The following is a 26,120-nucleotide window of genomic DNA, read 5'->3' on the forward strand; positions in this document are numbered from 1 at the left end:
ACTTGGCCTTCCCTTCAGAGCGGTGTATCGTCGGAAGTATGAATGAAAATCCTGAAACTACCGAATCAATTCCGGATGCTGCCCGCTGGCTGGATCAGCTCAGCGATCCGGCAGCGCTTGGCATCATGGCCGAAGATCAGGCTGGGGCCGCGGCGGCCGTGCGCGCCTCCCTGCCCGAGATCGAAAAAGCCAGCCGGGCAATCCTTGATCGCCTCAAGGCCAGTTCAACCGGCCGGATCATCTATGCCGGGGCAGGAACATCGATCCGGATCGGGGTGCAGGACGGGGTTGAGCTGACGCCGACCTTCGACTGGCCCGAAGATCGCGCGCTCTACCTTATCGCCGGTGGCCCCCGGGCGTTGCTCCGGTCCGTCGAGAACGCCGAAGACAATGCCGAAGACGCGCAAGATCAGGTCAGGGCAAACACTGTCGGCCCCGATGATGTGCTGATCGGGATTGCGGCCAGCGGTTCCACCCCCTTTACCTGTGCGGCGGTTGAAACAGCACGCCGCCTGGGGGCGCTGACCATCGGGATTGCCAATAATCCCGCCTCCCGTCTTGTGGCGCTGGCCGAGCATGGCATCACGCTCAAGACCGGGGCGGAAAGCGTTGCCGGCTCAACCCGGCTCAAGGCAGGAACGGCACAGAAAATCTGCCTTAACCTCATCTCGACGCTGGTGATGGTCAGGCTGGGGCGTGTCCGCAACGGCATGATGAGCGCCATGCGGGCCAGCAATGCCAAATTGCGGGCGCGGCAGATCAAGATCGACGCGGCGCTCAAATCGTGATCAGCATCACCGCATCGGCCGATATCATGGCCAGAACTTCAAGCATGTCATCGCGGCGGATCGCCACGCATCCGGCGGTTTCGGTCTGGCCTTCGGCAAGGCAGTGAAAGAAGATGGCACTGCCGCGGTGAGGCTGGACCGGATCGTCGTTATAGCCCAGCACGACGATGATGTCATAGGCGCCATCCTGCCGCCACAACGCCTCATGCGACGCGGCAAAGGGCAGCTGGACAAGGGTGTTATAGGCGGGGTGATCTCCCTCATCGCACCAGCCATCCAGGCGGGTTATGGGGCGGCATTCAAGAGAGGTGCGCGGCTCATCAAGGCGATCAGCACGGAAGAAGACGGATCTGAGGCTCCAGTCTCCGGCCGGGGTGCAGCCATCACCTTCGCGTTTGTCCCCGGCCGGGATGATGCCATTGCGGCCGATCCGGCACGGGATACGCCGGCTGCCGCATTTCAGGACAAACCCTTCCCCTTCGGCCTGGACCTTGAACAGCATGTTCTTGTCACCTCCCGTTTCTTGCGAATATACTTACCCGAGTATGTTGGGGAGGAATGACAATGGCAACAACTTCACTCATGGACGGATATAACGACCGGCGGATGTTCAGGATTTTCCTGATCGGCGCCATCAGCGGATTTCCCTGGGTGCTGATCGGCAGCGCCCTCAGTCTCTGGCTCAAGGAAGACGGGCTCAGCCGAAGCACGGTTGGTTTTGCCGGGCTGATTTTCGGGGTCTATGCGTTCAATTTTCTCTGGGCGCCGCTGATTGACCGGATCAGGGTGCCCTGGCTCAGCGCCCGCATCGGGGCCAGAAAAGCCTGGATCATGCTCTTTCAGGGGGTGATCATCCTCGCGCTCATGGGCTGGACCATGCTTGATCCGACGGCCCAGCTTGAAATGGTCATTTTCCTCGGCCTCATCATTGCCATCGCTTCCGCCTCGCAGGATATCACCATTGACGCCTTCAGGATCGAGCAGGCCGGGCAGGATGAGAAAGCCGTCATGGCCGCCGGTGCCGCCATGGCGGTCATTGGCTGGTGGAGCGGGTTCAAGCTTGGCGGGCTCATCACCTTCTTCATCGCGGATGCGTTTGAGGCCGCCGGGCATGCCGATTACTGGCAGATGACCTTTGTTGCGACCGCCGGCATGATGGTGCTCATGAATATCGGGCTCATCTTCGTTCCCGAAGCGCTGCCGGACAAAAGCAAGCCAGCCAGCGAAAGAGCAGGTTTTGCCGAAGTGCTGGACTGGCTCCGGCACACGGTGATCGAACCGCTCTGGTCCTTTTTCCGCAATAACGGGCTTGCCATCGGTCTTGGGCTGCTTGGCTTTATCTTTCTCTTCAAGATCGGTGAGGCCTTTCTCGGCAAGATGTCCATCATCTTCTACCGCGAGATGGGGTTCAGCAAATCCGATATCGGGATCTACTCCAAGGGGCTTGGCTGGATCACGACGGTGGCCTTCACGCTGATCGGCGGCTGGTTTGCCATCAAGGCAGGATCCTTGCGGGCGCTGCTGTTTTCCGGCATCGCCATGGCGGGCACCAATATTCTTTTCGCCGTCCTCTACTGGTCGGGAAAATCCACCTGGCTCTTTGCGCTTGCCGTGGTGCTGGATGATCTCGCGGCAGCCTTCGCCACGGTCGCCTTCGTGACCTTCATCTCCCTTCTCGTGGACCGGAAATATACGGCAACGCAATACGCGCTGCTGGCCTCTATCGGCACGGCAGGCAAAACGCTGCTGGCGTCGTCATCCGGGGCGCTGGTGGACTGGCTTGAAGGAGACTGGGGCATTTTCTTCATCATCACCGCCCTGATGGTCATCCCGTCGCTTCTGATACTGCTGAAACTGGGCCCGCATCTCAGAGGCGCGCAATCCGGGTGATCGGCAACCCCATCCGGGCAAGCCGCTCTCTTGCCGTCTTGAGAGGTTCGGACGCGGTCATGGCGTGAAACATATTGGCATGGATGAGGGTGATGCCGTCGCGCATGATCCCGACATGCCCTTTCCAGAAGACAAGATCGCCTCGCCGAAGGGGTGCATCCGCGGCAAGTGTATGCCCGAGGGCGCGTTCCTGATCGCCGCTGTTTCGCGGCGCATCAATCCCCCCGCCGGCCAGCGCAAGCTGGACCAGCGCCGAGCAGTCAATCCCGATCGTATCCCTGCCGCCCCAGCGATAGGGTGTTCCGCTGAGATCTTCGGCAAGGCTTACCCAGTCCTCCACCTTGCCCGCAAGAGGCGTGATCTGGGCAAGGGGGATGAACCCCCTGCCCCCGGAAGGAAGGGCGATTTCCGCGGTCGCATCGGTCTGGTCCAGCACGGCAAGCCGCGCCCCCATGGGCCGGTAACCGATGGCCGGGCTTTTGATATCGGCGGTCCGCGTCACCAGCCCGCGGGGGCTGATCACCCGGTGGCTTGCCGCTGGCATGGTGCCGATATCCCGGGCCTCAATCCAGCCTTCATACCCGTCAACCTCAAGGATGATCCGGGCCCATCCGCCGGTCTCTTCAAGCAGGGTCACGGTCTCGCCATGGAGGGCATCGGTCTCGCGGCCGCTCTCACGGTCAGGTTCGGCATGGATCGGGGTGGAGGCTGGCAGGATTGCGGGCATCAGGCCAGCCCTTCCCGCCTGGCCCAGGCCTTGACATCGAAATTCGGGCAGGTTTTTTCCGTTGAGTCAAAATCGCAATGGCCGCAGACTTGCGCGGAAGGATAGGCGGCTTTCCAGCCTGAAATGACCTCGGTCAGGGATTTCATCTGGGCGGGGGTGAACTGGTGCCGTCCGATCAGGCAAACGCCGAGGCTTTCGGTATTGTGGCCATAGACATGGGCGCCGACCCAGCAATCCGGGCGGCCATGTTCCACCTGACCGTCACGGGTGATGACCCGGTGATAGCCGACGCCCTCCCAGCCGAAGCCCAGATGCATGGCGTGTATGTCGCGTAATGTCAGGTGTTCTTCATCCGGGGTGTCGGAGCAATGCACCACAAGATACCGGATATCGTGATGTTCAAGCATGGATGGGGGCGACATGGGGATCCTTTTTTGCGTGATGCGGCCTCGGGCTTCGGGTAGTATCTTGCCATAAGTCAACTTGCACGCAAATACCGCAGATTACCCCCATGCCTGATACGAACACCTCACCAGCTGCCACCCTGCCCCAAGGCGTCATCTTTGATATGGACGGGCTGCTGCTCGATACCGAAAGGCTGTCCCGGTTGAGTTTTGACGCCCTGGCCCGGGCAAGAGGTGTCCCTGATCCTGATTTTATCTTCCCGCAACTGGTTGGCCGGAGCCGCGATGATCACCAGATGATCTTTGCCCGGCATCTCCCCCTAGGCCTTGATCCGGTCACTTTCGATGCCGAGTGGAAAGAGGCCTTTCAGGCATTGCTCACCGATCATGTGCCGGTCAAACCCGGAGCTGAAACCGTGCTTGCCTATTTAAACGGGCGGCGCATTCCATGCGGGCTTGCCACGTCGAGTGCCCGCGACAAAGCGCTCACCTATCTTGGGCGGGCGGGGTTGCTCGATTATTTCGATGTGCTGGTGGGGGGCGATGAAATCCCTGCCAGCAAACCTGCGCCGGATATCTATCTCGAAGCAGCAGGACGGCTTGGCGTTGCGCCGCCGGAGGTGCTCGCGTTCGAAGATTCCGATAACGGGGTGCGATCTGCCCATGCGGCGGGAATGCAAATCGTCCAGATCCCTGATCTTGCCCGGCCTTCGGCGGAAGTGCTGGCTTTCGGTCACCTGACGGCGACGTCGCTAATGGAGGCCGCGGCAAAGCTGGGCTGGCCGGAATTTCCCGGTATTGACATGAACGATCGGGACCCTAACTGAAGGTTTTACCGCGTCGTTTTTCAAATGGCTCAATCATGCGATGTTTTCTCCTTTTTATGGTGCTGCTGATGCCCCTCATGTCTTCTGCCCGGGCGGAGACCGCCCATGATTTCTCTTTCACTGCCATCGATGGCGGTGATTTGCCTCTTTCCGGTTTCAAGGGTCAGGTGCTGCTGGTGGTGAATACGGCATCACGCTGCGGGTTTACCTCCCAGTACGATGATCTTCAGGATCTTTACGAAACCTACAAGGAGGACGGTCTTGTGGTGCTTGGCGTGCCAAGCAATGATTTTGGCGGTCAGGAACCGGGCCAGGTCGACGAGATCAAGGAATTCTGCGAGGTGAATTTCAACATCACCTTCCCCATGACCGACAAGACAAAGGTCAAGGGCGAGATGGCGCATCCCTTTTATCAATGGGCTGCAAGCGAGTTGGGAATCATCGCCAAGCCGCGGTGGAATTTCCATAAATATCTCATTGGTCGTGATGGCCGGCTGATCGACTGGTTCTCCTCCCCGACACGCCCGTCTTCCAGCAAAATGCGCAACGCCGTGGAAGCGGCTCTTGGCAGATCGTGATGACCCTTGGGGCGGATGGATCACCCTGCCTTGAAATGACCTTTATTGCGCCCCGGGATGAACAAATCCTGCGCATAGGATGTTTACCTGTTCAGCGAAGAACACGTGCGGCATCACGAAAACCATGCATTTCATGATACTCCTCCCCCTGAAGGGGCCGGTCTTCCGGCCCCTCTTTTTAAGTGGTGTTCTTTGATTGGCCAGGCCGGTGGCGGCGCCGGATTTCCAGTCTTGCCAATCTGGTCAATTCCTCCCAAACTAAAGGCGAAAACAGCATCTCGAGGGAGGCAAGGATGGGCGTGGCCAGCATTACCAAAGACCGGTTCAATATCGATCATTACGAAGAGCGGGTGGATCTTGCCTGCGCGTTCCGCTGGGCGGTGAAGCACAATATGCATGAGGCTGTTGCCAATCACTTCAGCCTTGCGGTGAATGACGACGGCACTCAATTCCTGATGAATCCGAATCAGCGTCATTTTTCCCGGATCCGGGCCAGCGATCTTCTGCTGCTCGATGCCAATGATCCCTCCACCATGGAACGTGAGGATGCCCCTGACCCGACCGCCTGGGGGCTGCATGGATCTATCCACCGCCATTGCCGCCATGCCCGCTGCGTGATGCATGTGCATTCGGTTCATGCAACGGTGCTGGCCTCGCTTGCCGACAGCCGCCTGCCGGCAATCGATCAGAATTCGGCGATTTTCTTTGACCGGGTGGTCATTGATGAAAGCTATGGCGGGCTTGCCTTCGAGGATGAAGGTGAACGCTGCGCCGCCATGCTTCAGGACCCGAAGAAGAAGACCATGATCATGGGCAATCATGGCGTTTTGGTGCTGGGTTCTTCCCCCGCCGATACGTTCAATCGGCTCTATTATTTCGAGCGCGCCGCCGAAAACTATATCCGGGCGCTGCAGACAGGCCAGCCGCTCAGGGTGCTGCCGGATGACATTGCCGAGAAGACCGCGCAGGAAATCGAAAACTATCCCGAACAGGGTGAACGTCATATGGCTGAAATGAAGGCCATTCTTGATGAGGAAGGCTCGAACTTTCGCGATTGATCTTCAGATCCGGGCGGCCAGCCGGTCAAAACCGCGCGACGATAACAGCCGTTTCAGAAGCCCCATCAGTTTGGTTGCGGTGGTGATGCGGTAGCGGATACGGGGATGCGGGCTTTCCAGCGCATGGATGACGGCACGACTGACGGCTTCGGGCATCAGCTCGAAGAGGTCTTTGGGCGGGTTGACCGCCTCCAGCCGAGGGATCAGCACCTCACGATAGAAATTCTCCAGCCGCGTGCCTTTCCAGTCAATCCATTGCCTGAAATGGGGATAGCTGTTCTCGCGGATTTTTGTCCGGATCGGCCCGGGCTCGATGAGAACCACCTTGATGCCAGTGCCGCCAAGTTCCAGCCGCAGCGTATCGGTCAGCCCTTCAAGCGCGAATTTGGTGGCGTTATAAGCCCCGCGCATCCGGAGGGCGGCAAAACCCAGCACCGATGAATTCTGGATGATGCGGCCGCCGCCCTGCCCGTGCATGACTGGGATGGCAAGACGTGTCAGTTCATGCCAGCCGAAGAAATTGGCCTCGAAGATCTGGCGCAGTGCTTCGGTGGGCAGGTCTTCGACCGCCCCGGGGATGCCATATGCGCCATTGTTGAAAAGAGCATCAAGCCTGCCGCTGCCTCGCTTCATTGCCTCGGCAAAACCTTCGTGAATTGAGGCGGTGTCCTCGTAATCAAGGCGGAAGCTTTCAAGCCCCATGGCGCTAAGGCGGGCGCAATCCTCTTCCTTGCGGCAGGTGGCAAAAACTCGCCAGCCGCGGGCGTTCAAGGTGAGGGCGGCATCAAGCCCGATGCCGGATGAACAGCCCGTGATCAGGATGATTTTTCGGGTTTCCATGGGCTTGCCGGATGGCGGCAGGGGTGATGACATCTGTTTCTCCTCATCGGCGTTGACTGTGCTACAATACGGATCATGCAATCACTCGTCATTATTTTCTGCCATGTCTGATACACTCTTTTTGCCGGACCTGCCCATGGATCAGGCCCGATGTCTTGCGGTTTATGAAACCTTGCGTGATATCATGCCGCCATCGGTGCGGAAGGCATCGGCTTGCCGTGAAAGGCTGAGGGACCTTTTTGATGAACTGGATGCCGTCCTGCTCGATGGCTATGGCGTGCTGAATATCGGGGCTGATGCCGTGCCGGGGGCAGCGTTGATGCTGGCCGCGGCGGCTGAGGCCGGGGTCGAGGTGATGGTCGTCACCAACGGCGCCAGCCGACCTTCTTCCTTTGCCGGGGAAAAATACCGCCAGCTCGGGCTTTCGCTCGATACCCGCCAGATCGTTTCAAGTCGTGATGCGCTGGTGGACTGGCTCGAACATGGGACGAGTCCCGGGCTTAAAGTCGGCGTGGTGGACAGTTTCTGCATCCCGCCAGAACTCAGCGCCCATGAATGTATCGCGCTTGATCCCGAAAAGAGAGAGACCTGGACGAAGGTCGACACGATTGCTTTCATGGGCGCCGTCAACTGGGACCTCTCCTGGCAGGCAGCGCTCGAAGACGCGCTCAAAGAGGGCGTGCCGCTGCTGGTCGCCAATCCGGATGTTGCCGCGCCGCATCCGGGGGCATTCAGTTTCGAGCCGGGATACTGGACAGCCCGGGTGACCGGTATTCCCAAAGATCAGGTCCGCTGGTTCGGCAAACCTCATGCGCCGGTGTTTGAACTTGCGCTCCGGAAGCTTGAAGAATGGAGCGGGCGATCCAATTGGAGAAGAGACCGCATCGCCATGGTGGGCGACAGCCTGCATACCGATATTCTCGGCGGCAATGCGGCCGGGCTGAAAACCGTTCTCGTCACGGATCACGGCATATTCCGTGAGGGTGGGGCTGAAGCGGCAATAAAAGCGAGCGGAATCACCCCGGATGTGATGGTGAAAACAGTCTGAAAGACAGGACAGAAAAGATGAAAACACCGCCCAGAAGATCAGTGCTGATCACCGGAGCATCTCGCCGGGTCGGCCGGCATCTGGCGCTCGGTCTAGCCCGTGCGGGATGGGAAATTCATCTGCATTACAACTCATCCCGGGAGGCGGCAGAAGATACGGCAAGGCTGATCGTTCAGGCAGGCGGAACCTGCCAGCTGCATCAGGCTGATCTCGGCAATGCCGGGGAAGCTGAAGCCCTGCTGCGCCATCTTCCCTATGGCGATGGCGTGATGGGGCTTTTGCATAACGCCTCTCTTTTTGAATATGATACCGCCCAGACCGTCTCTGCGGCCATGCTGGAGAAGCATCTCGCCGTCAATCTGACGGCGCCCGCGGTGATGACCCGGGTTTTCGCCGAAGAAATCAGGAAACGATATCCGGCCACCAGCGGGGCTGTTGTCTCGATTACCGATGCCAAACTGGCCGGACTCAACCCGGATTATTTCAGTTACACGCTTTCAAAGATTGCGCTCGACGGGTTGACGACGCTGGCCGCCCAGGCCTATGCGCCGGAAATCCGGGTCAATGCCATCGCCCCGGGGATCATCCTCAGGTCAGGTGATCAGACCGAAGAGGAATACCGGATTGCCCATCAACGGAACCCTCTCGGCCAGGGGGCGGTGCTTGATGATATTCTGCGTGCAACCATAATGCTGCTGGACACGCCGTCCATGACCGGCCATACAGTTGTTCTGGATGGCGGGCTTCATCTCAACCCCCATCATCGAGATGTGGCTTTTCTGGATGAAACGGAAGATCATGACCAACCCCGTAGCGCGCAGCGTTTTTCTTGAAGAAATTGAAGTTGTCTGTTCCATCGGCCTGCACGATTTCGAGCGGGCCGAAAAACAGCGGGTGCTGATCGATGTGGAAGTACGCCTTGCATCTGATCGCGAACCCGTGGCGGACAAGGTGGATGAGACGCTGAATTATGATGATGTCCGAAACGCCGTCATTCGCATTGCCGAGGCCAGGCATTATGATCTGCAGGAAACCCTGGCAAGATCCATCTTCGATCATATCCGTGCCATGCGTGACGTGGCAGGCCTGATGGTACGCACCCAGAAGCCGGATGTCTACCCCAACTGCAAGACCGTGGCCTATCGGCTTTCGGATATCGATCCGGGCGCGCGAAGCTGAACCGCAAACCTGTCCGGCCTGTCAGAAATTGTCCTTGCCCTTTCGCAGGGCGGTGAAAACCTCAACCGGGTCGCGGGCATCAAGGCCGAAGACAGCGGCAAGACTTTCCGTATCGCAGTTGAGAAAGGGGTTGGCCTTCTTTTCCGTGCCGAGCATCACCGGCAGAGTCGGGGTGTCTGCCGCCCTCAAGGCATGAATTTCGGCGCAGCGGGCTTCGGCTTCGGCCGAAGGCCAATCCAGGCTTTCAACATATCGCGCGTTGGAGGCGGAATATTCATGCCCGCAGGCGATCAGTGTCTTATCCGGCAATGCACGGAGGGCGGCAAGCGAGTTCCACATTTCCTCCATGCTTCCTTCAAAGACGCGGCCACAGCCCAGGGAAAACAACGTATCGCCGACAAAGGCGATGCCGTGATCGCCGAAACAGTCGTCAAAATAAAAGGCGACATGCCCGGTGGTGTGGCCCGGGGTTTCAATAACCTCGGCCCGATACCCGGCGATCATGACCTCATCGCCGCCACGAACAGGCCGGGTGATATCGGCAATTCGCGCCGCCTCGCTTGCCGGGGCGGTCAGCGGGATGTCAAAGCGTTCCAGTAAAGCTGAATTGCCGCCGATATGGTCACCATGATGATGGGTGTTGACGATTTCGGTCGGCGTCAGCCCCCGGCGCTCAAGTTCCTTCAATACGGGCTCGGCCTCGCCTGGGTCGATAATCGCAAGCTCATGACTGGACGGGTTGTGAAGCATCCAGATATAATTGTCGTTCAGGGCGGGAACGCGGATACATTCAGCAAGGGTCATGCGATACTCCTTCAGGGCAAATACCAGCCGGGCAAAACCAGAATATCAGATCATCCTACCCATGATGTGAACCAAGAGCAACGATAAGACAATGGCCGAGACCGATGCGTTTTCCACCTATTACAACACCCCGCTCGGGCGGGTGTCGCGGCTTCTTATTGCCCGGCGGCTGCAACGGATTTTCGGGGATGCCGGCAAGACCGGGACAGCGTACCGCTCGCTGGGGGCGTTCGGGTATACACGCCCCTATCTGCGGCTTGTCGAGGGGCGCGGGGGCCTGCGTCCGGTGGGGTTTCATTTCACCGGCATGGATGTGACAAGATGGCCGCGGCGGCAGCCTTCACGGACGGCGCTGGTGGATGAAAACAATCTGCCGCTGCTCGATTCAAGTCTCGATGAAGCGCTGCTGATCCACGGGCTTGAAACTGCCCGCGATCCATCACGCCTGCTGGGGGAATGCTGGCGCGTGCTCAAGGGCCAGGGGCGGTTTGTGGTCGTTGTTCCGCATCGGGGCACTATCTGGGCGGTGCGGGAGATGACGCCATTTGGTTATGGCCAGCCTTATTCCACCCATCAGATCAGATCACTTCTGCGCAGCCATGATTTCGAGGTTGAACACATATATCAGGCGCTGGCCGCGCCGCCATCGCATTCGCCGCTTTATCCGCGATTTGCACCTATCGTGGAAAAGCTTTCCAAACCCATGGGCGGAGTTCTGATTGTCGAGGCGACAAAAATGCTCTATTCCGTAAGAGGAGTGCCGGCGCGCCGCCAGCGTTTTGTGCGTCCTGCGCTGATCGGAATCAACACCAATGTCTTGCCGCGCGACCATGACTGGCATGCCGGGAAAGGGAAAAATGGATAAGCCCAACGCCGAAGACGAGACCCTTCTGCGTCTCCGCCGCGAAATCGACGGGCTGGACCGGACAATCCTTGATGCGCTTGAAGCACGGGACAGGCTGGTGCGCGAGGTCGGGGCCGCCAAATCCAGCAGGAGAATTTTTCGGGCCGGGCGTGAGGCAGACCTGATCAGGAACCTCATCCAGTCCAGCGGTCTTGATCCTTTCACCATCGAAGTGATCTGGCGCCAGATCATTGCCGCCAGTCTCAACCGGCAGGCGCCGCTGACCATCGCGGTGACCGCGCGCGCCGAACAGATTGAAGTGGCGCGCTTCCGTTTCGGCGCCGCCCGATACAGGACCTGCAGCACGGCGGCGGATGTGCTCAATGCCGTGGCTTCCGGCGACGCGGATCTCGGCGTGCTGCCGCATTGGGCCCAATCTGGCTGGTGGCAGGATCTGGCCCGGATGCGGGATGCTGACCGCAAGGTCTATGTCTCCGCCATCACGCCGCTTGCCGACAGATCGGGACTTGAGGAAGGCGTGATCCTTGCGCCCTATCTGCCGGATCCTTCTGCCCGGGACATGACCCTGGTCCACACAGGTGGTGCGATCGCGGAAAAACCGGGTTATCATCCTGATCACCCCGGGTTACTTGGTATCTTCCAACAGCGCTGATTTTCTGCCATAGGTGTGGGCATGACGGAACTACAACCCAAAAAATCCATTCGTTCGCTGGTATCCTACCGGCCTGAAGTCGCTGCCATGCCGGAAGGCCGGATCATCCGGCTTTCGGTCAATGAAGGGGCGCTGGGGCCCTCGCCTGCCGCGGTCGCTGCGCTCAAGGAGATCGGCGACAGGCTGCATCGCTATCCGGAGCAGATCGACCGTGATCTGGTTGAGGCCATCGCCAGGGTGCACGATCTTGATCCGGAACGCATCCTGCCCAGCAACGGATCGGATGAACTCATCGGTCTTTTGACCACCGCCTATCTTGAAGATGAGGATGAGGCGATCTACACCCAATACGGCTTTCTTGTCTTCCCCCAGGCTATCCGGATTGCCGGCGGCGTGCCTGTTCGGGTCGATGATGATGACCTGACCGTCAGCATCGACAATATTCTCGCCGCCATCACCCCGCGTACGCGCATCATCTTTCTTGCCAATCCGAACAACCCCACCGGGACAATGATTGCCCGTGCCGAGGTTGAACGGCTGATCCGCAACGTGCCGAAATCGGTCATCGTCGTGCTCGACAGTGCTTATGCCGAATACAACGCCAAGGATGACCCGGATTACACCGATGGCGCGGCTTTTGTTGAGGCGCATGACAATGTGGTCATGCTGCGGACATTTTCCAAGATCTACGGGCTTGGCTCGCTCAGGCTGGGCTGGGGGTATTTTCCGCCGGCCATCCTCGGGGTTCTGGCGTCCATCCGGGGGCCGTTCAGCGTCAATACGGCGGCGGCGGTCGCTGGCCGCGCCGCCATGCTGGACCGGGATTTTGTTGCCTTGAGCTTTGCCCATAACAGCACCTGGATGCCGAGAATACAGGAATCCATCCGCCAGGCCGGGTTTGAACCGCTGCCAAGCCGGGCTAATTTCTTCCTGATCCGGTTTGCCTCCGATGCCGAAGCGGACGCCGCCCATGCCTTCATGCAGCAGCGCGGAATTCTGCTCCGCAAGATGGCCCCCTATGGCCTGCCCTCCTGCCTGCGCATGTCGCTTGGCAATGATGAGGAAATGGAGATCACCAGCGCGGCGTTCAAGGATTTTGCCCAGGCAAGGGCGATGTCGTCATGAGCAAGGGCGGGTTCAGGAAGATCGCCGTCATCGGCCTTGGTCTTATCGGCTCATCGCTGGTGCGGGTGGCGAGCGAGGCGAAACTTGCCGACGAGATAAAGGTTTATGACCGCAGCGATGAGGTTCGCGCCAAGGCCATCCAGCTCGGGCTTGGTGATACGCATGCCGCCACCGCGGCGGCGGCGGCAGAGGATGCCGATCTGGTGGTGCTGGCCGTGCCGGTTGGCGCCATGGGTGCGGTGGCCGAAGAGATCCGCCCAGCCCTCAAACCGGGTGCGGTGGTGATCGATACCGGCTCAACCAAAGGGTCGGTGATGCGCGACGTGAAACCCTTCCTGCCCGTGGAGACGTATTTCGTGCCCACCCACCCGATTGCCGGCACGGAATATTCCGGCCCCGAGGCGGGGTTCTCCGCGCTGTTCCGCGACAGGTACTGGATTGTCCTGCCCGAAGACAACCCGCCGGAAGTGGTGGAACGCATCCGCGCCTTCCTCACCGGGACAGGGGCGCTGGTCGAGGACATGACGGTGGAATATCACGATCGGGTGCTTGCCATCACCTCGCATCTGCCGCATCTGATCGCCTATACGATTGTCGGCACGGCGTTTGATTTCGAACAGCAGATCCGCAACGACGTGATCCGGTTTTCAGCCTCGGGTTTTCGGGATTTCACCCGAATCGCGGCATCAGACCCGGTGATGTGGCGTGATGTCTTCCTGAACAACAGCGATGCGGTGCTTGAAATGCTGGGGCGGTTCAACGAAGATCTTTCCTACCTGCAGCGTGCTATCCGGTGGAAGGAAGGCGACAAACTCGAAGAACTCTTCAGCCGGACACGCGAGATCCGCAACCGTATCAAGGATATCGGCCAGCTGGACTAGCCGACAAGGCTGGCAAGATACTTGCCGTATTCCCGGCAGACGGTCATGATCCGGGCGGGGTTACGCCACCACATGGTGCGGCCGTTTTCATCAATACCGAGCCCCGGGGTGCGGACCGCATGGGGAAGAACCTTGATCCCGGGCATGGCCCGGCGGAATTCGATCAGGGCACGCGGAATATGGAAATCCGAGGTGACAAGAAGGATTTCCCCGAGCCCGCGCGCTTCCGCCCAGGTTCTTGTCTCAATGGCGTTGCCCCTGGTATCCAGCGCCTCCGGGCCGAGATCAACGCAGCATTCGAACACCGCATCAATGCGGGCGTGATCCGTGCCCGTCTCCTTTGCAAGAAGACGGATATCGTCAAGCGACACACCTGAACCGGTGCCTGAAATAAGCATTCTCGCAGCTGAACCATTCAGCATCAGGGCGGTGCCGGCCTGGATGCGGCCGCCGCTGCCTGTGGCAACGACAATCCCCCGCCGTGATGCGGCATCTTCATTGATGGAGGAGTCGCGGGAAACTGAGCTAAAAAGAAACTCGGTATCCGGATTGCTGTTGCCGGTCATTCTGATCTGATGGGCAAATTGCTGCATCCCGGCCAGAAAACACCCTAGCAACACCACACTTGTTCCGGTTACAACCTTGGACATCAACATGGAAGCTATTCTACCGTAATCCTTTGCCTAAAGTCATGCGAACATCGTTGGTAGTATGGCAAACAGTTGATATAGTGGGAAAAGGGAGGATCACCAGTGCTGCTTGAATGCCCGAATTGCGAAACTGTTTTCAGAATCAACCCCGATGACCTGCCGGCCGCAGGGCGCAAGGTGCAGTGCTCGGTCTGCCGTACTGTCTGGCAGGCCGGGGGAGGCGGCAACCTGACCTCGCCCGCAGCTGAGCCGGCAGGAGAAGACGGGGCCGGCCGGACCATTCCAAAAGATCAGGAATCTGGGCCGGGCCAGATTCTGGGCAGGCTGATGATAGGTGTTGTTGTTCTGCTCATGCTTGGGGCTTTATCCGGAATTCTTCGTCAGCAGATCTCTGCCGGATTTCCGGCAACACGGCCGCTTTTTGAAATGGCCGGACTCACCATCACCCCGGATACGTCCTCTCTCCTGATCAGGGAGCTTGCCGGGGAACGACAGCGGGATACGATCCGGCTGACCGGAGAGGTGTTCAACAGAAGCCACCTGCCCGTTCATGCGCCGGTGTTTCTCCTGACCGTGACATCCGGGATCGGTGCTGTTCTCGTGCAGAAGGAATTCACGCTGGATGCCAGCAACATCAAGGGGAAAAAGGCGGCTTCCTTCACCGTGCAGATCCAGCTTGATCAGGATATTCCCGATACCGAAACCACCAATATTACCGTGGTGCCGCTGCCGAAACTTCCCCGGTAGAAGGTATTGCCGCCCCGCCGGGCCGGATTTGCCGCTATTAGAGGGTTGCTATTGCAGGGCCGTCGGGATCAGGTCCTGTGCCAGCAGATCCTCAACACGTTGCGGAACCGAAACGGGGTGCACCTCCCCGTCAAGGACGAGGAGTTCGGCCGCCGGTGGCCGCGTATTATACGCCGACCGCATCACCGCGCCATAAGCGCCTGCCGAGAAGACGGCGAGAAGATCACCCTTGTCAATGGCCGGCATCATCCGGTCCAGCCCGAGATAATCACCTGTTTCGCATACAGGCCCAACGATATCGGCCGCCCCGATGGGGGCGCCTTTGTCCGCCACCGTCTCAATCCGATGATAGGCTTCATAGAGAGTGGGGCGGATGAGGTCATTCATGGCGGCGTCAACAATGATGAACCGCTTGCCGGACGTGGATTTCGTATAGAGGGTTTCGGTCAGCAGAATACCTGCCTCGGCGGTGAGGAACCGGCCTGGCTCGAAGCCGAGATGATAAGGCTCATTGCCGAAAATCGACCGCACGAGGTGACCGAAAGCCTCGATATCCGCGGGCTCACCTGTCTTGTAGTCGATGCCGATGCCGCCACCAAGATCAAGCTGGGGCACTGGCAGATTTTCGGCCTCAAGTTGCCTTGCCATTTCAAGAAGCGTTGTCCAGGCTTCCCTGAACGGCTCCAGGGTCATGATCTGGGAGCCGATATGCACCGCCAGCCCGCCAGGTTCCATCACGCCGCTTTCAGCAATGCGGCGATAGAGGTCCGTGGCGGCCTCACGGCTGATCCCGAATTTGGTGTCGCTCTTGCCGGTTGAAATCTTGGCATGGGTGGAGGCGTCAACATCCGGGTTGATCCGAAGCGCAAGGCGGCTGCTTCTCCCCGAAGATCCGGCGAGAGCGAGGATCCGCATCACTTCGGCTTCGGACTCGGCGTTGATCTGGCCGATACCTGCCTCAAGGGCGGCGGTGATTTCCGCATCACTCTTGCCGACACCTGAAAAGATGATGGCTTCAGGCGCGATCCCTGCTTTCAGAGCCCGCTGCATCTCACCGCCCGAAACAATATCTGCCCCGGCGCCAAGCGAGCCCAGAAGACGAAGGATGGCAAGGTTGGAATTTGACTTCACCGCAAAATGCACCCGGCTTTTTGGCCCGGCAACAGCCTCGGCAAAACGGGTATAGGACTCGCGGATGGTTGCCGCCGAATAGATATAGAGCGGCGTTGGAAACCGTGCGGCGATATCCTCAAGCGGGATGCCGTCGACCGTAAGCGTGCCGTTGATGCGGGAAAATCCGGTCATGTCAGGATCACGAAGATGAAGAGACTTCGGAAGGCCGGTAAGGGTCACCGCGCTTGCCGCAGGAACTTGTTCCGGCCGCCAGCAACAGGCAGACGAGGGCTGTCAGAAACAGTCGGGCGAACCGGGTGGAGTGCAGGTGCAGCATGGATATCCTCCTCAAGATACAGTCTAGGCCGGGAAGGCTAAAACTCAACCTCTTTACGAAATGCCTCGATTGCCGCGCGAACCTGTTCCGGCGCGGTGCCGCCTTCGCTCATCCGGGAGGTGACGGAATGATCAACCCCGAGGATCGGCAACACATCTTCGGTGATCGAAGGCAGGACGGATTGCAACGCATCAAGACCCAGCTCATCAAGACGGCAGCCACGGCGTTCCGCCAGAGCGACGATCGCGCCCGTGGCGTGATGCGCTTCGCGGAAAGGCAGGCCCAGCACCCGCACCATCCAGTCCGCAAGATCCGTTGCGGTGGGAAAGCCTGCATTGAGGGCATCGCGCATCGCTTCGGGCCTGAAGGTCAGATCCCGCATCATGCCGGTGGTGGCGGCAAGGGCAATCAGGAGATGTTCGGCGGCATCGAAGACAGGCTCCTTGTCTTCCTGCAGATCCTTGCCGTAGGTCATGGGCAGGCCCTTGAGGATGGTAAGGAGCGTGATCAGGCTGCCGGTGATCCGGCCGGGCTTGGCCCGCACGAGTTCAGCCGCGTCCGGGTTGCGCTTCTGCGGCATGATCGATGAGCCGGTGGAAAACCCGTCCGACAGGGTGATGAAACCAAACCGGTCCGATGACCACAGCACCAGTTCTTCGGCGAGACGGGACAGATGCACCGAAGCAAGGGCGGCGGCGGCAAGAAACTCAACGGCAAAATCCCGATCCGACACCGCGTCCATGGAATTCCGCATCGGCCGGTCAAACCCGAGGGCTTTCGCCGTCATCCGGCGATCGACGGGAAAGGAGGTGCCGGCCAGCGCCGCCGCCCCGAGCGGGGATTCGTTCAGCCGCCGCCGGGCATCGGAAAAGCGGCCACGATCACGTTCCAGCATTTCCACATACGCCATGAGGTGATGCCCGACGGTGACGGGCTGGGCTGTCTGCAGATGGGTATATCCCGGCATGACGGTTCCGGCATGCGTTTCGGCCTGATCAAGCAGAGCCTGCTGAAGATCCGCTATGGCGTCGAGGATGCGGTCAATCGCGTCCCGCACCCAGAGCCGCAGATCGGTTGCCACCTGATCGTTTCGCGACCGCGCGGTATGAAGCCGTTTGGCGGCGTCACCGATCAGTTCGACCAGCCGGGTTTCGACATTCATATGGATATCTTCAAGGGCGGGGGAGAAAACGAATTCCCCGGCCTCGATTTCCTTGAGGATCGTATCAAGACCGGTGCTGATCGCTTCGGCATCGGCGGCGCTGATGATCCCCTGATGGGCCAGCATTGCCGCATGAGCTTTCGAGCCCGCGATATCCTGGCGATACAGCGCCTTGTCAAAAGAGATGGATGCATTGATGCGTTCCATGACCGAAGAGACACCGCCTTCGAACCGGCCACCCCAGATCGAGTTTGTCTTTGTGGTATTGTCTTTTTCCGACATCTGCTATGCTCCGGCTATGACCTTCTGCCCGGCCGCTATCACTTCCCGCCGCCAGTTCCTGGCGATGCTTGCCGCCACATCTGGTGCGGCTGTTATGCCCGACACGGCCCTTGCTGCCTTGGATACAATGAAACCCCTTGCTCTGCCAAGCCCGAATACGGCAATCGAGTTTCACGACGGCACAAGTCGCCGGCTTGCCGATTTCGCGCCGACGCCACTGCTGGTCAATTTCTGGGCCAGCTGGTGCCCGCCATGTGTCCATGAGCTGCCGTCGCTGATGGTGCTTGATCAGGCACTGCGCGAGGAAGGCATGGCGGTGCTGCTGATCGGCCTTGACCGCAAGGGGCGGAAGTTTGGCCAGGCCTTTCTTGAAGATCGCGGTATCACGATCGGCAATTCGGCGTTCGATCCGCCCGGCGAGCTTGCCCGGGCGCTTTCCATCCGCGTGATGCCCACCAGTTTTCTGATATCCTCCACCGGGGTGATCCGCGGCAAGGTCGAAGGCCCGCTTGACTGGGGCAGGCGTGAGGTGATTTCCGCTGTCTCGGAAATCTTGCGGGGATAAAAAACCCCTGCGCCTGGCAGGGGTTTTTCGCTTGATGAAAGGCTGGTCTAGTTCAACTGGCTTTCGAGTTCCGGCACCGCGGTGAAGAGATCATCGACAAGCCCGTAATCGGCAACCTGGAAAATCGGTGCTTCCTCATCCTTGTTGATGGCGACGATGACCTTGCTGTCCTTCATGCCGGCGAGGTGCTGAATCGCACCTGAAATTCCAACCGCGACATAGAGGTCCGGCGCGACCACCTTGCCGGTCTGGCCGACCTGGTAATCGTTGGGCACGAAGCCCGCATCAACCGCGGCGCGGGAAGCCCCGACCGCGGCACCAAGTTTGTCGGCAACCTTTTCAAGCATGGCAAAGTTTGACCCATCCTGCATGCCGCGGCCACCGGAGATGACGATCCTGGCGGATGTCAGTTCCGGCCGGTCTGATGAAGACAATTCGGATTTCACGAAACTTGTCTTGCCCGCATCACCGGTTGCGCTGACAGCCTCGATGCCGGCGCTGCCGCCTTCGGCCGAGGCCGCTTCAAAGGCCGTGGTGCGTACCGTGATGACCTTGAGCGATTCACCCGATGTGACCGTGGCAAGCGCGTTGCCGGCATAGATCGGCCGCTGGAAGGTGCTGGCATCATCCACCCGGATGATGTCGGAGATCTGGGCAACATCCTTGAGGGCGGCAACACCCGGCAGGATATTCTTGCCGTAGGTGGTGGCTGGCGCCATCAGGTGGCTGTAGCCATCGATCATGCCGAGAATGAGCGGGATGATGTTTTCGGCAACACCGTTTTCATATTCGGCGCTGTCGGCCACCAGAACCTTGGCGACACCCGCCACGTTGGCGGCGGCATCCCCGACCGCAGCGCAGCCACTGCCGGCAACGAGAACATGAATGTCACCACCCACGGCACTGGCGGCAGAGATGGTATTCAAGGTTGCCGGGTTCAACTCGGCGTTGTTGTGTTCTGCTAGTACAAGAATAGACATCGCTTTTCCCCTTAGATGACCTTGGCTTCGTTTTTCAGTTTTTCCACCAGTTCACCGACGGATCCGACGGTGATCCCGGCTTTGCGGGCGGGCGGCTCTTCGACCTTGACGGTGGTGAGGCGCGGGCTTGCATCGACCCCGAGGTCATCGAGGCTGATCTGGTCCAGCGGCTTTTTCTTGGCCTTCATGATATTCGGCAAGGAGGCGTAACGCGGCTCATTAAGACGCAGATCAACGGTGATGACCGCGGGCAGGGACGAGGAGATATGCTCAAGCCCGCCATCGACTTCACGGATGACTTTCAGCATATTTCCGTCGATCTCAACACCGGAGGCAAAGGTCGCCTGCGGCCAGCCCAGAAGAGCGGAGAGCATCTGTCCGGTCTGGTTGCTGTCATCATCGATCGCCTGCTTGCCGAGAATGACCAGGCCAGGCTCTTCGCGTTCCACCAGCGCTTTCAGCACCTTGGCGATGGCCAGCGGTTCGGTTTCATGAGCGGCCGGGACATGGATGCCGCGGTCAGCGCCCATGGCAAGGGCGGTGCGGATGGTCTCCTGCGACTGATCCGGGCCGATGGATACGGCAATCACCTCAGATGCCGTGCCGGCTTCCTTGAGGCGGATCGCCTGTTCAACGGCAATTTCGTCAAAAGGATTCATGGCCATTTTGACATTGGCCAGTTCCACGCCGGTCTGATCGGCCTTGACCCGGACCTTGACGTTGTAATCAATAACCCGTTTTACTGGTACTAGGATTTTCATCAGCGGTTACTCCTTTCGCTGTAAAATTCATTGCCTCAGGCGTTCAGGCCCGGTTTCCACAGGACATCGCTTCCATCCTGCTTGTTGATATACCGGGCGAGAACAAAAAGATGATCTGACAAACGGTTGATAAACTGCATGGCAGGTTCCCCCACCGCTTCCTGTGTTGCCAGCAGTGTCATTTCACGCTCGGCCCGGCGCGTCTGCGCCCGGGCCAGATGGATATGGGCCGCCGCCGGGCTGCCCCCTGGCAGAACAAAGGAATTGAGTGGCTCGAGTTCGGCGTTCATGGCGTCGATCTCGCTTTCCAGCCGCTTGACCTGGCTCTCGCTGATGCGGAGGTCGTGCTTGCCGGGGGTGTCGGTGATCGGGGTGGCGAGATCCGCCCCGAGATCAAAGAGATCGTTCTGGATCCGCGCCAGCATGTCGTCAAAGCGCCGGTCTTCAAGCGCGCCGGTGTGAAGCCGGCATATTCCAAGGATGGAATTGACCTCATCCACCGCACCGAAGGCCGATGGCCGAAGCGAATGCTTGGAGACACGATGCCCGTTGACCAGACTCGTTTCCCCATCATCACCAGTGCGGGTGTAGATTTTATTCAGTTTGACCATAATTCCTGAATACCTCTTGACTGGATATCTGCTGGCTGGTTTCCACTGGGCTTCAGTCGCCTGTTCCAAGCAGCAGGAGCACCACGAAAATCACCAGCGCGATCGCCTGAAGCACGACACGCCAGCGCATGATCGTGTTGGACCAGCGCACGTTGTATTCCCCGCCGCGTGCCATGGTGCCTATGCCCCAGAACAGCACCCCAAGAACGGAGAGCATCGCGATGATCAGGAGAATGTACTGCCAGGCCATTGGCATGTCCTCTTCTTGTATGACTTGTTATCATAGGCCGTCTATGTTCACATGAAGCGGCGTAAATTGTCGCATCGTGCTGTCTTCTTAGCCTATTGACGCCGGAACTTCAACGCCGCGCCGCCGTGCCGCCGAGACCATCGTGTTGCGCAGAAGACAGGCGATGGTCATCGGGCCGACGCCGCCGGGCACCGGGGTGATGGCGCCGGCCTTTGCCGTGGCCGTCCCAAACTCGACATCACCGGTTAGGCGATGCTTGCCCTCGCCACGTTCCGGGGCGGGAACCCGGTTGATGCCCACATCGATGACCACCGCGCCGTCGCCGATCCAGTCACCGGTGATCATTTCCGGTCGGCCTACCGCCGCCACCACGATATCGGCCGCGCGGCAGATATCGGGCAGATTCTTTGTCCGGGAATGGGCTATCGTCACCGTGCAGCTTTCCGCCAGCAGCAACTGGGCCATGGGTTTGCCGACGATATTCGAGCGGCCAACAACCACCGCAGACCTGCCGCTGAGCTCGCCGCCGAAATGATCCCTGAGGAGCATCAGGCAGCCATAGGGCGTGCAGGGAACATGCGAAGGAAGCCCCACCGAAAGGCGGCCGACATTGATGACGTGGAAGCCATCGACATCCTTGTCGGGATCAATCGCGTTGATCACGGCATCGGCATTGATCTGGCGGGGCAAAGGCAACTGGACAAGGATACCGTCAATCTCGTCGTCCTGATTGAGGGAATGGATAAGTTCAAGCAGTTCTTCCTGGCTGGTGGAGGCATCGAGGCGGTGTTCGATCGAGCGCATGCCGGAGGCTTCGGTTGTTCTGATCTTGTTGCGCACATAAACCTGACTGGCCGGATCCTCGCCAACCAGCACCACGGCCAATCCGGGCCGGGGATGACCGGCGGACGTGAAATCGGCCACCGCTTCAGCGATGCGTCCGGTCAGTTTTTCGGCGAAAGCCTTGCCGTCAATGATTTTAGCGCTACTCATCTTCAACTCCATCAAGGTTTAAAGCATAGTCCTCAAAGATCGGCCGCCGGTCTTTTCTTGATCGCCGCTTATTGCGTTCGATGCGACATCCTGAAGGCCCATCCCCGCTCAGGTCAGGAGAGAGATAAGGGCCGACCGGATCAGCGGGGCGATCAGAAACTCGACCACGATCAGCGCAACAACAGGCGAGAGATCAAGCCCGCCCAGATTTGGAATAAGCCGATACTGCCAGCGGCGGATCGGCTCAAGGATCGGGTCATGCAACGCCGACAGGGCCTGCATGATCATGCGAACGAAAGGCTGATAGGGATTGATGATGCGGAAGGCGATCAGCCAGCTTGAAAGTACATATGCCAGCATCGTCCAGACATAGAGACTGACCAGCAGATTGACCAGATTGAGAAGGTTGATAATCATCTGTCACGCCATCGATTAAAAGAGGCCTGATCATAAACTCGCCCCGGCGTGATGTATAGGCCCAAATCAAGGCCGGATTGCCGGATTGAATGAGGCCGGCGGCTTGACCTTTGGCAGATCCGCGCAATTTAAAGAAGTGCTTTTTGTTCAAAAGGAGAAGGGGGCTTTCGATGCCGCGTTTCATCTTGATTTTCATCGCCGTCTTGATGCTGACCATGGAGGTCAGGGCGGCTCAAGACCTCATCACGCCGGACCCGTCCATCACGCCGGATCAGGTGGTGGCGATCCAGCTTCTTGCCCTCAAGGAGAACGACACCCCCGAGCCGGATCACGGTATCCGGCAGACCTGGGCTTTTGCGCATCCCGCAAACAGGGTGGTGACCGGCCCGCTCCCCAGATTTGCCTCCATGATCAAAGGCGCCAACTACAGGGATCTGATCAATCACCGCAGCCATACGATCACGCTCAAATACAAGACCGAAGACCGGGCGCAGTTCGACGTGCTGATGGAAGATGAAAAAGGCCGGGTGCTATCGTTTATCTGGGTGGTCAAGAAAGCCCGGCAAGCCCCTTTTGACAACTGCTGGATGACCTCGGCAGTTACTGCCCCGACCCTTGCGGGTCAGGGCAGTTGATCGTATCGCCTGGCAAAAGGGGGAGGAAAAGCCAGAGCGATTGATATGTCCGGTGATGTTCATCACCAGACAGGCACCCCTTGATCAAGCGGCGGTCTTGCCTTCGTTCTTGACAAAGTCACGGGCAAAGCGCCGGATGTCGACACGGTTGACGCCAATGTCTTCAAGGGTACGATCATCGAGCTGTTCAAGCGAGCTCACGATGCCGCTGATCTTGATCCAGTGATAGATGTTCACAGCAAAGCTCATGGGCTTGATCTTGCTGGCATTGTCGTTGGACGCAACCAGCGAACGGTTGAGGATGTTCTTGGCCATTTTTGGCTCCTGAATTCAATGTTGATGAGAATGTATATGGCCCCTATACGCCCGTTTTTCACGGTGAAAAAGATCGAAAATACGGGTGCAGGAAAGGGGTTGGGGAGGCGAGCAAGAAAGCGATGTTTTAAAGAGGTTTTTGGAATTTTTAGTACGTTTGTGACCTGCTCTGCGCAACAGGATTGCGCGGCGGCCTCATGCCTGCGTCACCCCGCCACAGCAGCGTGAGCCTCGCTTTCGCTCTTGTGTTACGCAATATCTTGTGGCCGGGCATCAGGCTTTGGACGCTTCCCTCTGGACATGCGAATCAATCCCCTTAGATCAAGGATGCGACCCCGGGTGCAAGATGAACAGAGGAAATCATGCCCATCCGTATTGAACCGCCCATTCGTATCGAACCGAAGGAATTTCATTCCCGCGAGGCACTGGCTGATCATGTCGCGGCGATTACGCCTGGCATCACCCGGACGCAAACAAGCCCGATTGCAGGACATCAGATGGTGCTGAAGGCGCGGCTTGATGCGCTTGATCCGGCAGGATATGGCCGCAGCCGAAATTTTTTTGATGGCAAGGTCAGCCGTCTTTCCTGTTTTATCCGGCATGGCATGATATCGCTCAACCAGGTGCGCAACCTCGCGCTTGACCGGGTCGGCAAGCCGGATGAGGCGGAAAAGTTCATTCAGGAACTCGCCTGGCGGGATTACTGGCGCCGCGTCCAGCAGGCGCATCCTGACTGGATCTGGCATGATGTCGAAGCCTATAAAACCGGCTATACCCCTGCCGATTATGCCGATCATCTCGATGACGATATCCGGGAGGGACGGAGCGGGGTTGCGGCGATTGATGATATCATCACGCTGTTGAAAACCACGGGCTATATCCACAACCATGCGCGCATGTATCTGGCCGCCTATATCGTGCATTGGCGGCGGATCAAATGGCAGGCTGGCGCCCGGTTCATGCTGGAATATCTCCTGGATGCGGATATGGCCTCGAACAATCTCTCCTGGCAATGGATCGCCAGCACCTTTTCCCGCAAGCCCTATATTTTCAACCTTGAGAACATGCGCAGATACGCCGGCAACCAGATCAATACAAGCGAGGATCAGAACAGGCCGCTTGACGCCAGTTATGATGAGTTGACGGCGCGGCTCTTCCCGCATATCGGGGAGGCGGAAGATGCCTGATATCAGGTGGATACATGATGAGGCTTTGCGGGCCGATCACCCGGTTTTCACCAATGGGGATGAGGATTGCCGCTCGGTCTTTATCTGGGATGAGGCCTATTTCAAGGCCATGCATTATGGATTTGCGCGTCTTGTCTTTGTCTATGAGGCGTTAGGCGAGTTGCCGGTGGATATCGTCAAAGGGGATACGGTCACCATCCTGACGGAACTCGCCACAGAGAATGGCCGGATCATCACCGCTGATACCCCGAGCCGGGAGCTGCTCCGGCGGATCGAGGCACTGCGGCAGATCATGCCGGTGAAACTTGTTCGTGAGGAGGATTTCGTCCGGTTCAATTCCCCGCCGGATCTGCGGCGGTTTTTCCGCTACTGGAACAAGGCCCGCAAATCTGCCATGCAATTTGGCGGCGGTATGCCAGACCTTTTTGACTGATCAGTGATTTCGAGGTGCAAGATGACCAGTTCCACCATGCCAAGATGCGCCATCATCGGTGCCGGTCTAGCCGGGGTTACATTGGCCCGGAGCCTTGAAGGGCTGGCCCGGGTCCGGATCTTCGAGAAATCACGGGGCCTCGGCGGGCGTATGTCCACCCGACGTCACGACGTCTTCACCTTCGATCATGGGGCGCAGTATTTCACGGTGAAGGGAGAAGGTTTTCGCAAATTCCTTGAGCCGTATTTCCGTGATGGCACGGTCCGGCCTTGGCAGACAAGATTTGTCAGGATGGATGCGGATGGAAATCTTTCAGATCGCGCGATGACGTCAACGCCGTGGGTGGCCTGCCCGGGGATGACCGGTCTTGTCAAGGCCATGGCATCAAGGCTGGACTGCCGGCATGAAATCACCATAAGCCGTATCAGAAAAAAAGGCGGCTTGTGGCAGTTGCTTGATGCAGAAGGGATGGTGCAAGGGGAGGCGGAATGGGTGATAACGGCCATCCCGGCACGGCAGGCAAGCGGCCTCCTGCCAGAGGAATTTCAAGGCAGATCCGCGCTTGAGCAAGTCCGGATGCTGGGATGTTTCAGCCTGATGCTGGGGTTTGAAACGCCGCTGCCGCTGGATTTTGGTGCCTGCTTTGTTGAAGACCAGCCGGTTGGATTTATGGCCGAGAACGGGACCAAACCTGGTGGCGAGCCTATGGGTTCGCTCACGGTTCAGGCCAGAAACGCCTGGGCGGAAGACATGCTGGAGGCACCGGAGGAAGCGGCTGCGATCATGGCGGAATGGCTAAAGGAAAGGGTTGATATCCGGGTCAAGGATGCCGCCTGCAAGCGGTTTCACCGCTGGCGCTATGCCAGCGTCGACACACCGCTTGGTGCTGCATTTCTTCTGGATGAAGATCTTGGTCTTGGGGCCATCGGGGACTGGTGCATCCGGGGGCGGGTTGAATCCGCCTATGACAGTGCCGCCGCTCTCGGCGCAAGGATGAAAGAGATGCTGGACTGATG

General features: G+C 58.8%; 34 protein-coding genes. 18 read left to right on the plus strand and 16 right to left on the minus strand.

Features of this window, described 5'->3' with window-relative positions; translation table 11 throughout:
• Nucleotides 1-38 precede the first annotated feature (38 nt).
• Nucleotides 39-788 (plus strand): N-acetylmuramic acid 6-phosphate etherase, encoded by a 750-nt coding sequence (locus AB8880_12545; protein XDZ65730.1) that lies wholly within the window; start codon nucleotides 39-41, stop codon nucleotides 786-788.
• Here AB8880_12545 and AB8880_12550 read toward each other — a convergent pair.
• Nucleotides 778-1,290, minus strand: coding sequence for a L,D-transpeptidase (locus AB8880_12550; GenBank protein XDZ65731.1), 513 nt, complete (start codon nucleotides 1,288-1,290; stop codon nucleotides 778-780). The genes AB8880_12545 and AB8880_12550 overlap by 11 nt on opposite strands.
• Nucleotides 1,291-1,352: 62 nt before the next feature.
• Between AB8880_12550 and AB8880_12555 the strand changes: the two genes are divergently transcribed.
• Nucleotides 1,353-2,678 (plus strand): MFS transporter, encoded by a 1,326-nt coding sequence (locus AB8880_12555; GenBank protein ID XDZ65732.1) that lies wholly within the window; start codon nucleotides 1,353-1,355, stop codon nucleotides 2,676-2,678.
• Here the strand turns inward: AB8880_12555 and AB8880_12560 are convergent.
• Both AB8880_12560 and AB8880_12565 read right to left on the minus strand, forming a co-directional pair.
• Complete coding sequence (locus AB8880_12560) at nucleotides 2,656-3,405, minus strand: C40 family peptidase (protein ID XDZ65733.1); 750 nt, start codon at nucleotides 3,403-3,405, stop codon at nucleotides 2,656-2,658. The two genes, AB8880_12555 and AB8880_12560, sit on opposite strands and share 23 nt — an antisense overlap.
• On the minus strand, nucleotides 3,405-3,827 hold the full coding sequence (locus AB8880_12565; protein XDZ65734.1) for an N-acetylmuramoyl-L-alanine amidase: 423 nt from the start codon (nucleotides 3,825-3,827) through the stop codon (nucleotides 3,405-3,407). The genes AB8880_12560 and AB8880_12565 overlap by 1 nt, the downstream gene beginning before the upstream one ends.
• Nucleotides 3,828-3,916: 89 nt before the next feature.
• Between AB8880_12565 and AB8880_12570 the strand changes: the two genes are divergently transcribed.
• The 3 genes from AB8880_12570 to AB8880_12580 all read left to right on the plus strand — a co-directional run bounded on the left by AB8880_12570 (nucleotide 3,917) and on the right by AB8880_12580 (nucleotide 6,272).
• The gene (locus AB8880_12570; protein ID XDZ65735.1) at nucleotides 3,917-4,636 is read left to right on the plus strand and encodes an HAD family hydrolase; all 720 of its coding nucleotides are present in this window, start codon (nucleotides 3,917-3,919) and stop codon (nucleotides 4,634-4,636) included.
• Nucleotides 4,637-4,671: 35 nt separating this feature from the next.
• Complete coding sequence (locus tag AB8880_12575; protein ID XDZ65736.1) at nucleotides 4,672-5,214, plus strand: glutathione peroxidase; 543 nt, start codon at nucleotides 4,672-4,674, stop codon at nucleotides 5,212-5,214.
• Between the two features lie 293 nt (nucleotides 5,215-5,507).
• Nucleotides 5,508-6,272, plus strand: a complete 765-nt coding sequence (locus tag AB8880_12580) for a class II aldolase and adducin N-terminal domain-containing protein (GenBank protein ID XDZ65737.1) — start codon at nucleotides 5,508-5,510, stop codon at nucleotides 6,270-6,272.
• 3 nt (nucleotides 6,273-6,275) lie between these two features.
• On the opposite strand, the gene AB8880_12585 is transcribed toward AB8880_12580, so the two are convergent.
• Complete coding sequence (locus AB8880_12585; protein ID XDZ65738.1) at nucleotides 6,276-7,145, minus strand: SDR family NAD(P)-dependent oxidoreductase; 870 nt, start codon at nucleotides 7,143-7,145, stop codon at nucleotides 6,276-6,278.
• A gap of 70 nt (nucleotides 7,146-7,215) precedes the next feature.
• Here AB8880_12585 and AB8880_12590 point away from each other — a divergent pair, with 70 nt between their 5' ends.
• Genes AB8880_12590 through AB8880_12600 form a run of 3 tightly spaced genes read left to right on the plus strand, consistent with a single transcriptional unit; the run spans nucleotide 7,216 to nucleotide 9,339 of the window.
• Nucleotides 7,216-8,160 carry an HAD-IIA family hydrolase gene (locus AB8880_12590; GenBank protein ID XDZ65739.1) on the plus strand — a complete coding sequence of 315 codons (945 nt, stop codon included), beginning with the start codon at nucleotides 7,216-7,218 and terminating at the stop codon, nucleotides 8,158-8,160.
• Nucleotides 8,161-8,177: 17 nt separating this feature from the next.
• Nucleotides 8,178-8,993, plus strand: a complete 816-nt coding sequence (locus AB8880_12595; protein XDZ65740.1) for an SDR family oxidoreductase — start codon at nucleotides 8,178-8,180, stop codon at nucleotides 8,991-8,993.
• Complete coding sequence (locus tag AB8880_12600; protein XDZ65741.1) at nucleotides 8,959-9,339, plus strand: dihydroneopterin aldolase; 381 nt, start codon at nucleotides 8,959-8,961, stop codon at nucleotides 9,337-9,339. The genes AB8880_12595 and AB8880_12600 overlap by 35 nt, the downstream gene beginning before the upstream one ends.
• A 21-nt stretch (nucleotides 9,340-9,360) precedes the next feature.
• Here AB8880_12600 and gloB read toward each other — a convergent pair whose 3' ends face one another.
• The gene (gloB, locus tag AB8880_12605) at nucleotides 9,361-10,143 is read right to left on the minus strand and encodes a hydroxyacylglutathione hydrolase (protein ID XDZ65742.1); all 783 of its coding nucleotides are present in this window, start codon (nucleotides 10,141-10,143) and stop codon (nucleotides 9,361-9,363) included.
• Between the two features lie 91 nt (nucleotides 10,144-10,234).
• Between gloB and AB8880_12610 the strand changes: the two genes are divergently transcribed.
• The 4 genes from AB8880_12610 to AB8880_12625 are packed head-to-tail and all read left to right on the plus strand — an operon-like array spanning nucleotide 10,235 to nucleotide 13,666.
• A complete protein-coding gene (locus AB8880_12610) occupies nucleotides 10,235-11,008 on the plus strand; it encodes a class I SAM-dependent methyltransferase (GenBank protein XDZ65743.1) in 774 nt (257 codons plus the stop codon).
• Nucleotides 11,001-11,660, plus strand: coding sequence for a chorismate mutase (locus tag AB8880_12615; GenBank protein XDZ65744.1), 660 nt, complete (start codon nucleotides 11,001-11,003; stop codon nucleotides 11,658-11,660). Before AB8880_12610 ends, AB8880_12615 begins: the two co-directional genes overlap by 8 nt.
• A gap of 21 nt (nucleotides 11,661-11,681) precedes the next feature.
• Entirely contained in the window at nucleotides 11,682-12,785 is a 1,104-nt protein-coding gene (locus tag AB8880_12620; GenBank protein ID XDZ65745.1) for a histidinol-phosphate transaminase, read from the plus strand.
• Nucleotides 12,782-13,666, plus strand: coding sequence for a prephenate/arogenate dehydrogenase family protein (locus tag AB8880_12625; protein ID XDZ65746.1), 885 nt, complete (start codon nucleotides 12,782-12,784; stop codon nucleotides 13,664-13,666). The genes AB8880_12620 and AB8880_12625 overlap by 4 nt, the downstream gene beginning before the upstream one ends.
• On the opposite strand, the gene AB8880_12630 is transcribed toward AB8880_12625, so the two are convergent.
• Nucleotides 13,663-14,322, minus strand: coding sequence for a YdcF family protein (locus tag AB8880_12630; GenBank protein ID XDZ65747.1), 660 nt, complete (start codon nucleotides 14,320-14,322; stop codon nucleotides 13,663-13,665). The two genes, AB8880_12625 and AB8880_12630, sit on opposite strands and share 4 nt — an antisense overlap.
• A gap of 96 nt (nucleotides 14,323-14,418) precedes the next feature.
• On the opposite strand from AB8880_12630, the gene AB8880_12635 reads away from it, so the two are divergent.
• Nucleotides 14,419-15,063 carry a zinc-ribbon domain-containing protein gene (locus AB8880_12635; GenBank protein ID XDZ65748.1) on the plus strand — a complete coding sequence of 215 codons (645 nt, stop codon included), beginning with the start codon at nucleotides 14,419-14,421 and terminating at the stop codon, nucleotides 15,061-15,063.
• A 48-nt stretch (nucleotides 15,064-15,111) separates the two neighbouring features.
• On the opposite strand, the gene lysA is transcribed toward AB8880_12635, so the two are convergent.
• Genes lysA through argH form a run of 3 tightly spaced genes read right to left on the minus strand, consistent with a single transcriptional unit; the run spans nucleotide 15,112 to nucleotide 17,957 of the window.
• Nucleotides 15,112-16,368 (minus strand): diaminopimelate decarboxylase, encoded by a 1,257-nt coding sequence (gene lysA / locus AB8880_12640; protein XDZ65749.1) that lies wholly within the window; start codon nucleotides 16,366-16,368, stop codon nucleotides 15,112-15,114.
• 7 nt (nucleotides 16,369-16,375) lie between these two features.
• Entirely contained in the window at nucleotides 16,376-16,513 is a 138-nt protein-coding gene (locus tag AB8880_12645; protein XDZ65750.1) for a hypothetical protein, read from the minus strand.
• Between the two features lie 37 nt (nucleotides 16,514-16,550).
• The gene (argH, locus tag AB8880_12650) at nucleotides 16,551-17,957 is read right to left on the minus strand and encodes an argininosuccinate lyase (GenBank protein ID XDZ65751.1); all 1,407 of its coding nucleotides are present in this window, start codon (nucleotides 17,955-17,957) and stop codon (nucleotides 16,551-16,553) included.
• A 16-nt stretch (nucleotides 17,958-17,973) separates the two neighbouring features.
• Between argH and AB8880_12655 the strand changes: the two genes are divergently transcribed.
• A complete protein-coding gene (locus AB8880_12655; protein ID XDZ65752.1) occupies nucleotides 17,974-18,522 on the plus strand; it encodes a TlpA disulfide reductase family protein in 549 nt (182 codons plus the stop codon).
• Nucleotides 18,523-18,569: 47 nt separating this feature from the next.
• Here AB8880_12655 and AB8880_12660 read toward each other — a convergent pair whose 3' ends face one another.
• The 6 genes from AB8880_12660 to AB8880_12685 all read right to left on the minus strand — a co-directional run bounded on the left by AB8880_12660 (nucleotide 18,570) and on the right by AB8880_12685 (nucleotide 22,534).
• Nucleotides 18,570-19,502 (minus strand): electron transfer flavoprotein subunit alpha/FixB family protein, encoded by a 933-nt coding sequence (locus AB8880_12660; GenBank protein XDZ65753.1) that lies wholly within the window; start codon nucleotides 19,500-19,502, stop codon nucleotides 18,570-18,572.
• An 11-nt stretch (nucleotides 19,503-19,513) separates the two neighbouring features.
• The gene (locus AB8880_12665; protein ID XDZ65754.1) at nucleotides 19,514-20,263 is read right to left on the minus strand and encodes an electron transfer flavoprotein subunit beta/FixA family protein; all 750 of its coding nucleotides are present in this window, start codon (nucleotides 20,261-20,263) and stop codon (nucleotides 19,514-19,516) included.
• A 35-nt stretch (nucleotides 20,264-20,298) separates the two neighbouring features.
• Nucleotides 20,299-20,874 (minus strand): cob(I)yrinic acid a,c-diamide adenosyltransferase, encoded by a 576-nt coding sequence (locus AB8880_12670; protein ID XDZ65755.1) that lies wholly within the window; start codon nucleotides 20,872-20,874, stop codon nucleotides 20,299-20,301.
• A 52-nt stretch (nucleotides 20,875-20,926) separates the two neighbouring features.
• The gene (locus AB8880_12675; GenBank protein XDZ65756.1) at nucleotides 20,927-21,124 is read right to left on the minus strand and encodes a twin transmembrane helix small protein; all 198 of its coding nucleotides are present in this window, start codon (nucleotides 21,122-21,124) and stop codon (nucleotides 20,927-20,929) included.
• An 87-nt stretch (nucleotides 21,125-21,211) separates the two neighbouring features.
• Nucleotides 21,212-22,117 (minus strand): bifunctional methylenetetrahydrofolate dehydrogenase/methenyltetrahydrofolate cyclohydrolase FolD, encoded by a 906-nt coding sequence (folD, locus tag AB8880_12680; GenBank protein XDZ65757.1) that lies wholly within the window; start codon nucleotides 22,115-22,117, stop codon nucleotides 21,212-21,214.
• Between the two features lie 108 nt (nucleotides 22,118-22,225).
• On the minus strand, nucleotides 22,226-22,534 hold the full coding sequence (locus tag AB8880_12685; GenBank protein ID XDZ65758.1) for a YggT family protein: 309 nt from the start codon (nucleotides 22,532-22,534) through the stop codon (nucleotides 22,226-22,228).
• A 170-nt stretch (nucleotides 22,535-22,704) separates the two neighbouring features.
• On the opposite strand from AB8880_12685, the gene AB8880_12690 reads away from it, so the two are divergent.
• On the plus strand, nucleotides 22,705-23,169 hold the full coding sequence (locus AB8880_12690; protein XDZ65759.1) for a hypothetical protein: 465 nt from the start codon (nucleotides 22,705-22,707) through the stop codon (nucleotides 23,167-23,169).
• Nucleotides 23,170-23,253: 84 nt separating this feature from the next.
• Here AB8880_12690 and AB8880_12695 read toward each other — a convergent pair whose 3' ends face one another.
• Complete coding sequence (locus AB8880_12695; protein XDZ65760.1) at nucleotides 23,254-23,484, minus strand: DUF1127 domain-containing protein; 231 nt, start codon at nucleotides 23,482-23,484, stop codon at nucleotides 23,254-23,256.
• A gap of 362 nt (nucleotides 23,485-23,846) precedes the next feature.
• On the opposite strand from AB8880_12695, the gene AB8880_12700 reads away from it, so the two are divergent.
• The 3 genes from AB8880_12700 to AB8880_12710 are packed head-to-tail and all read left to right on the plus strand — an operon-like array spanning nucleotide 23,847 to nucleotide 26,118.
• Nucleotides 23,847-24,671 carry an FAD-binding domain-containing protein gene (locus AB8880_12700; GenBank protein XDZ65761.1) on the plus strand — a complete coding sequence of 275 codons (825 nt, stop codon included), beginning with the start codon at nucleotides 23,847-23,849 and terminating at the stop codon, nucleotides 24,669-24,671.
• Nucleotides 24,664-25,104 (plus strand): hypothetical protein, encoded by a 441-nt coding sequence (locus AB8880_12705; protein XDZ65762.1) that lies wholly within the window; start codon nucleotides 24,664-24,666, stop codon nucleotides 25,102-25,104. The genes AB8880_12700 and AB8880_12705 overlap by 8 nt, the downstream gene beginning before the upstream one ends.
• Nucleotides 25,105-25,125: 21 nt before the next feature.
• A complete protein-coding gene (locus AB8880_12710; protein XDZ65763.1) occupies nucleotides 25,126-26,118 on the plus strand; it encodes an NAD(P)/FAD-dependent oxidoreductase in 993 nt (330 codons plus the stop codon).
• Nucleotides 26,119-26,120 lie beyond the last annotated feature (2 nt).

Source organism: Alphaproteobacteria bacterium LSUCC0684, assembly GCA_041228335.1.
Classification (GTDB): Bacteria; Pseudomonadota; Alphaproteobacteria; order Puniceispirillales; family UBA1172.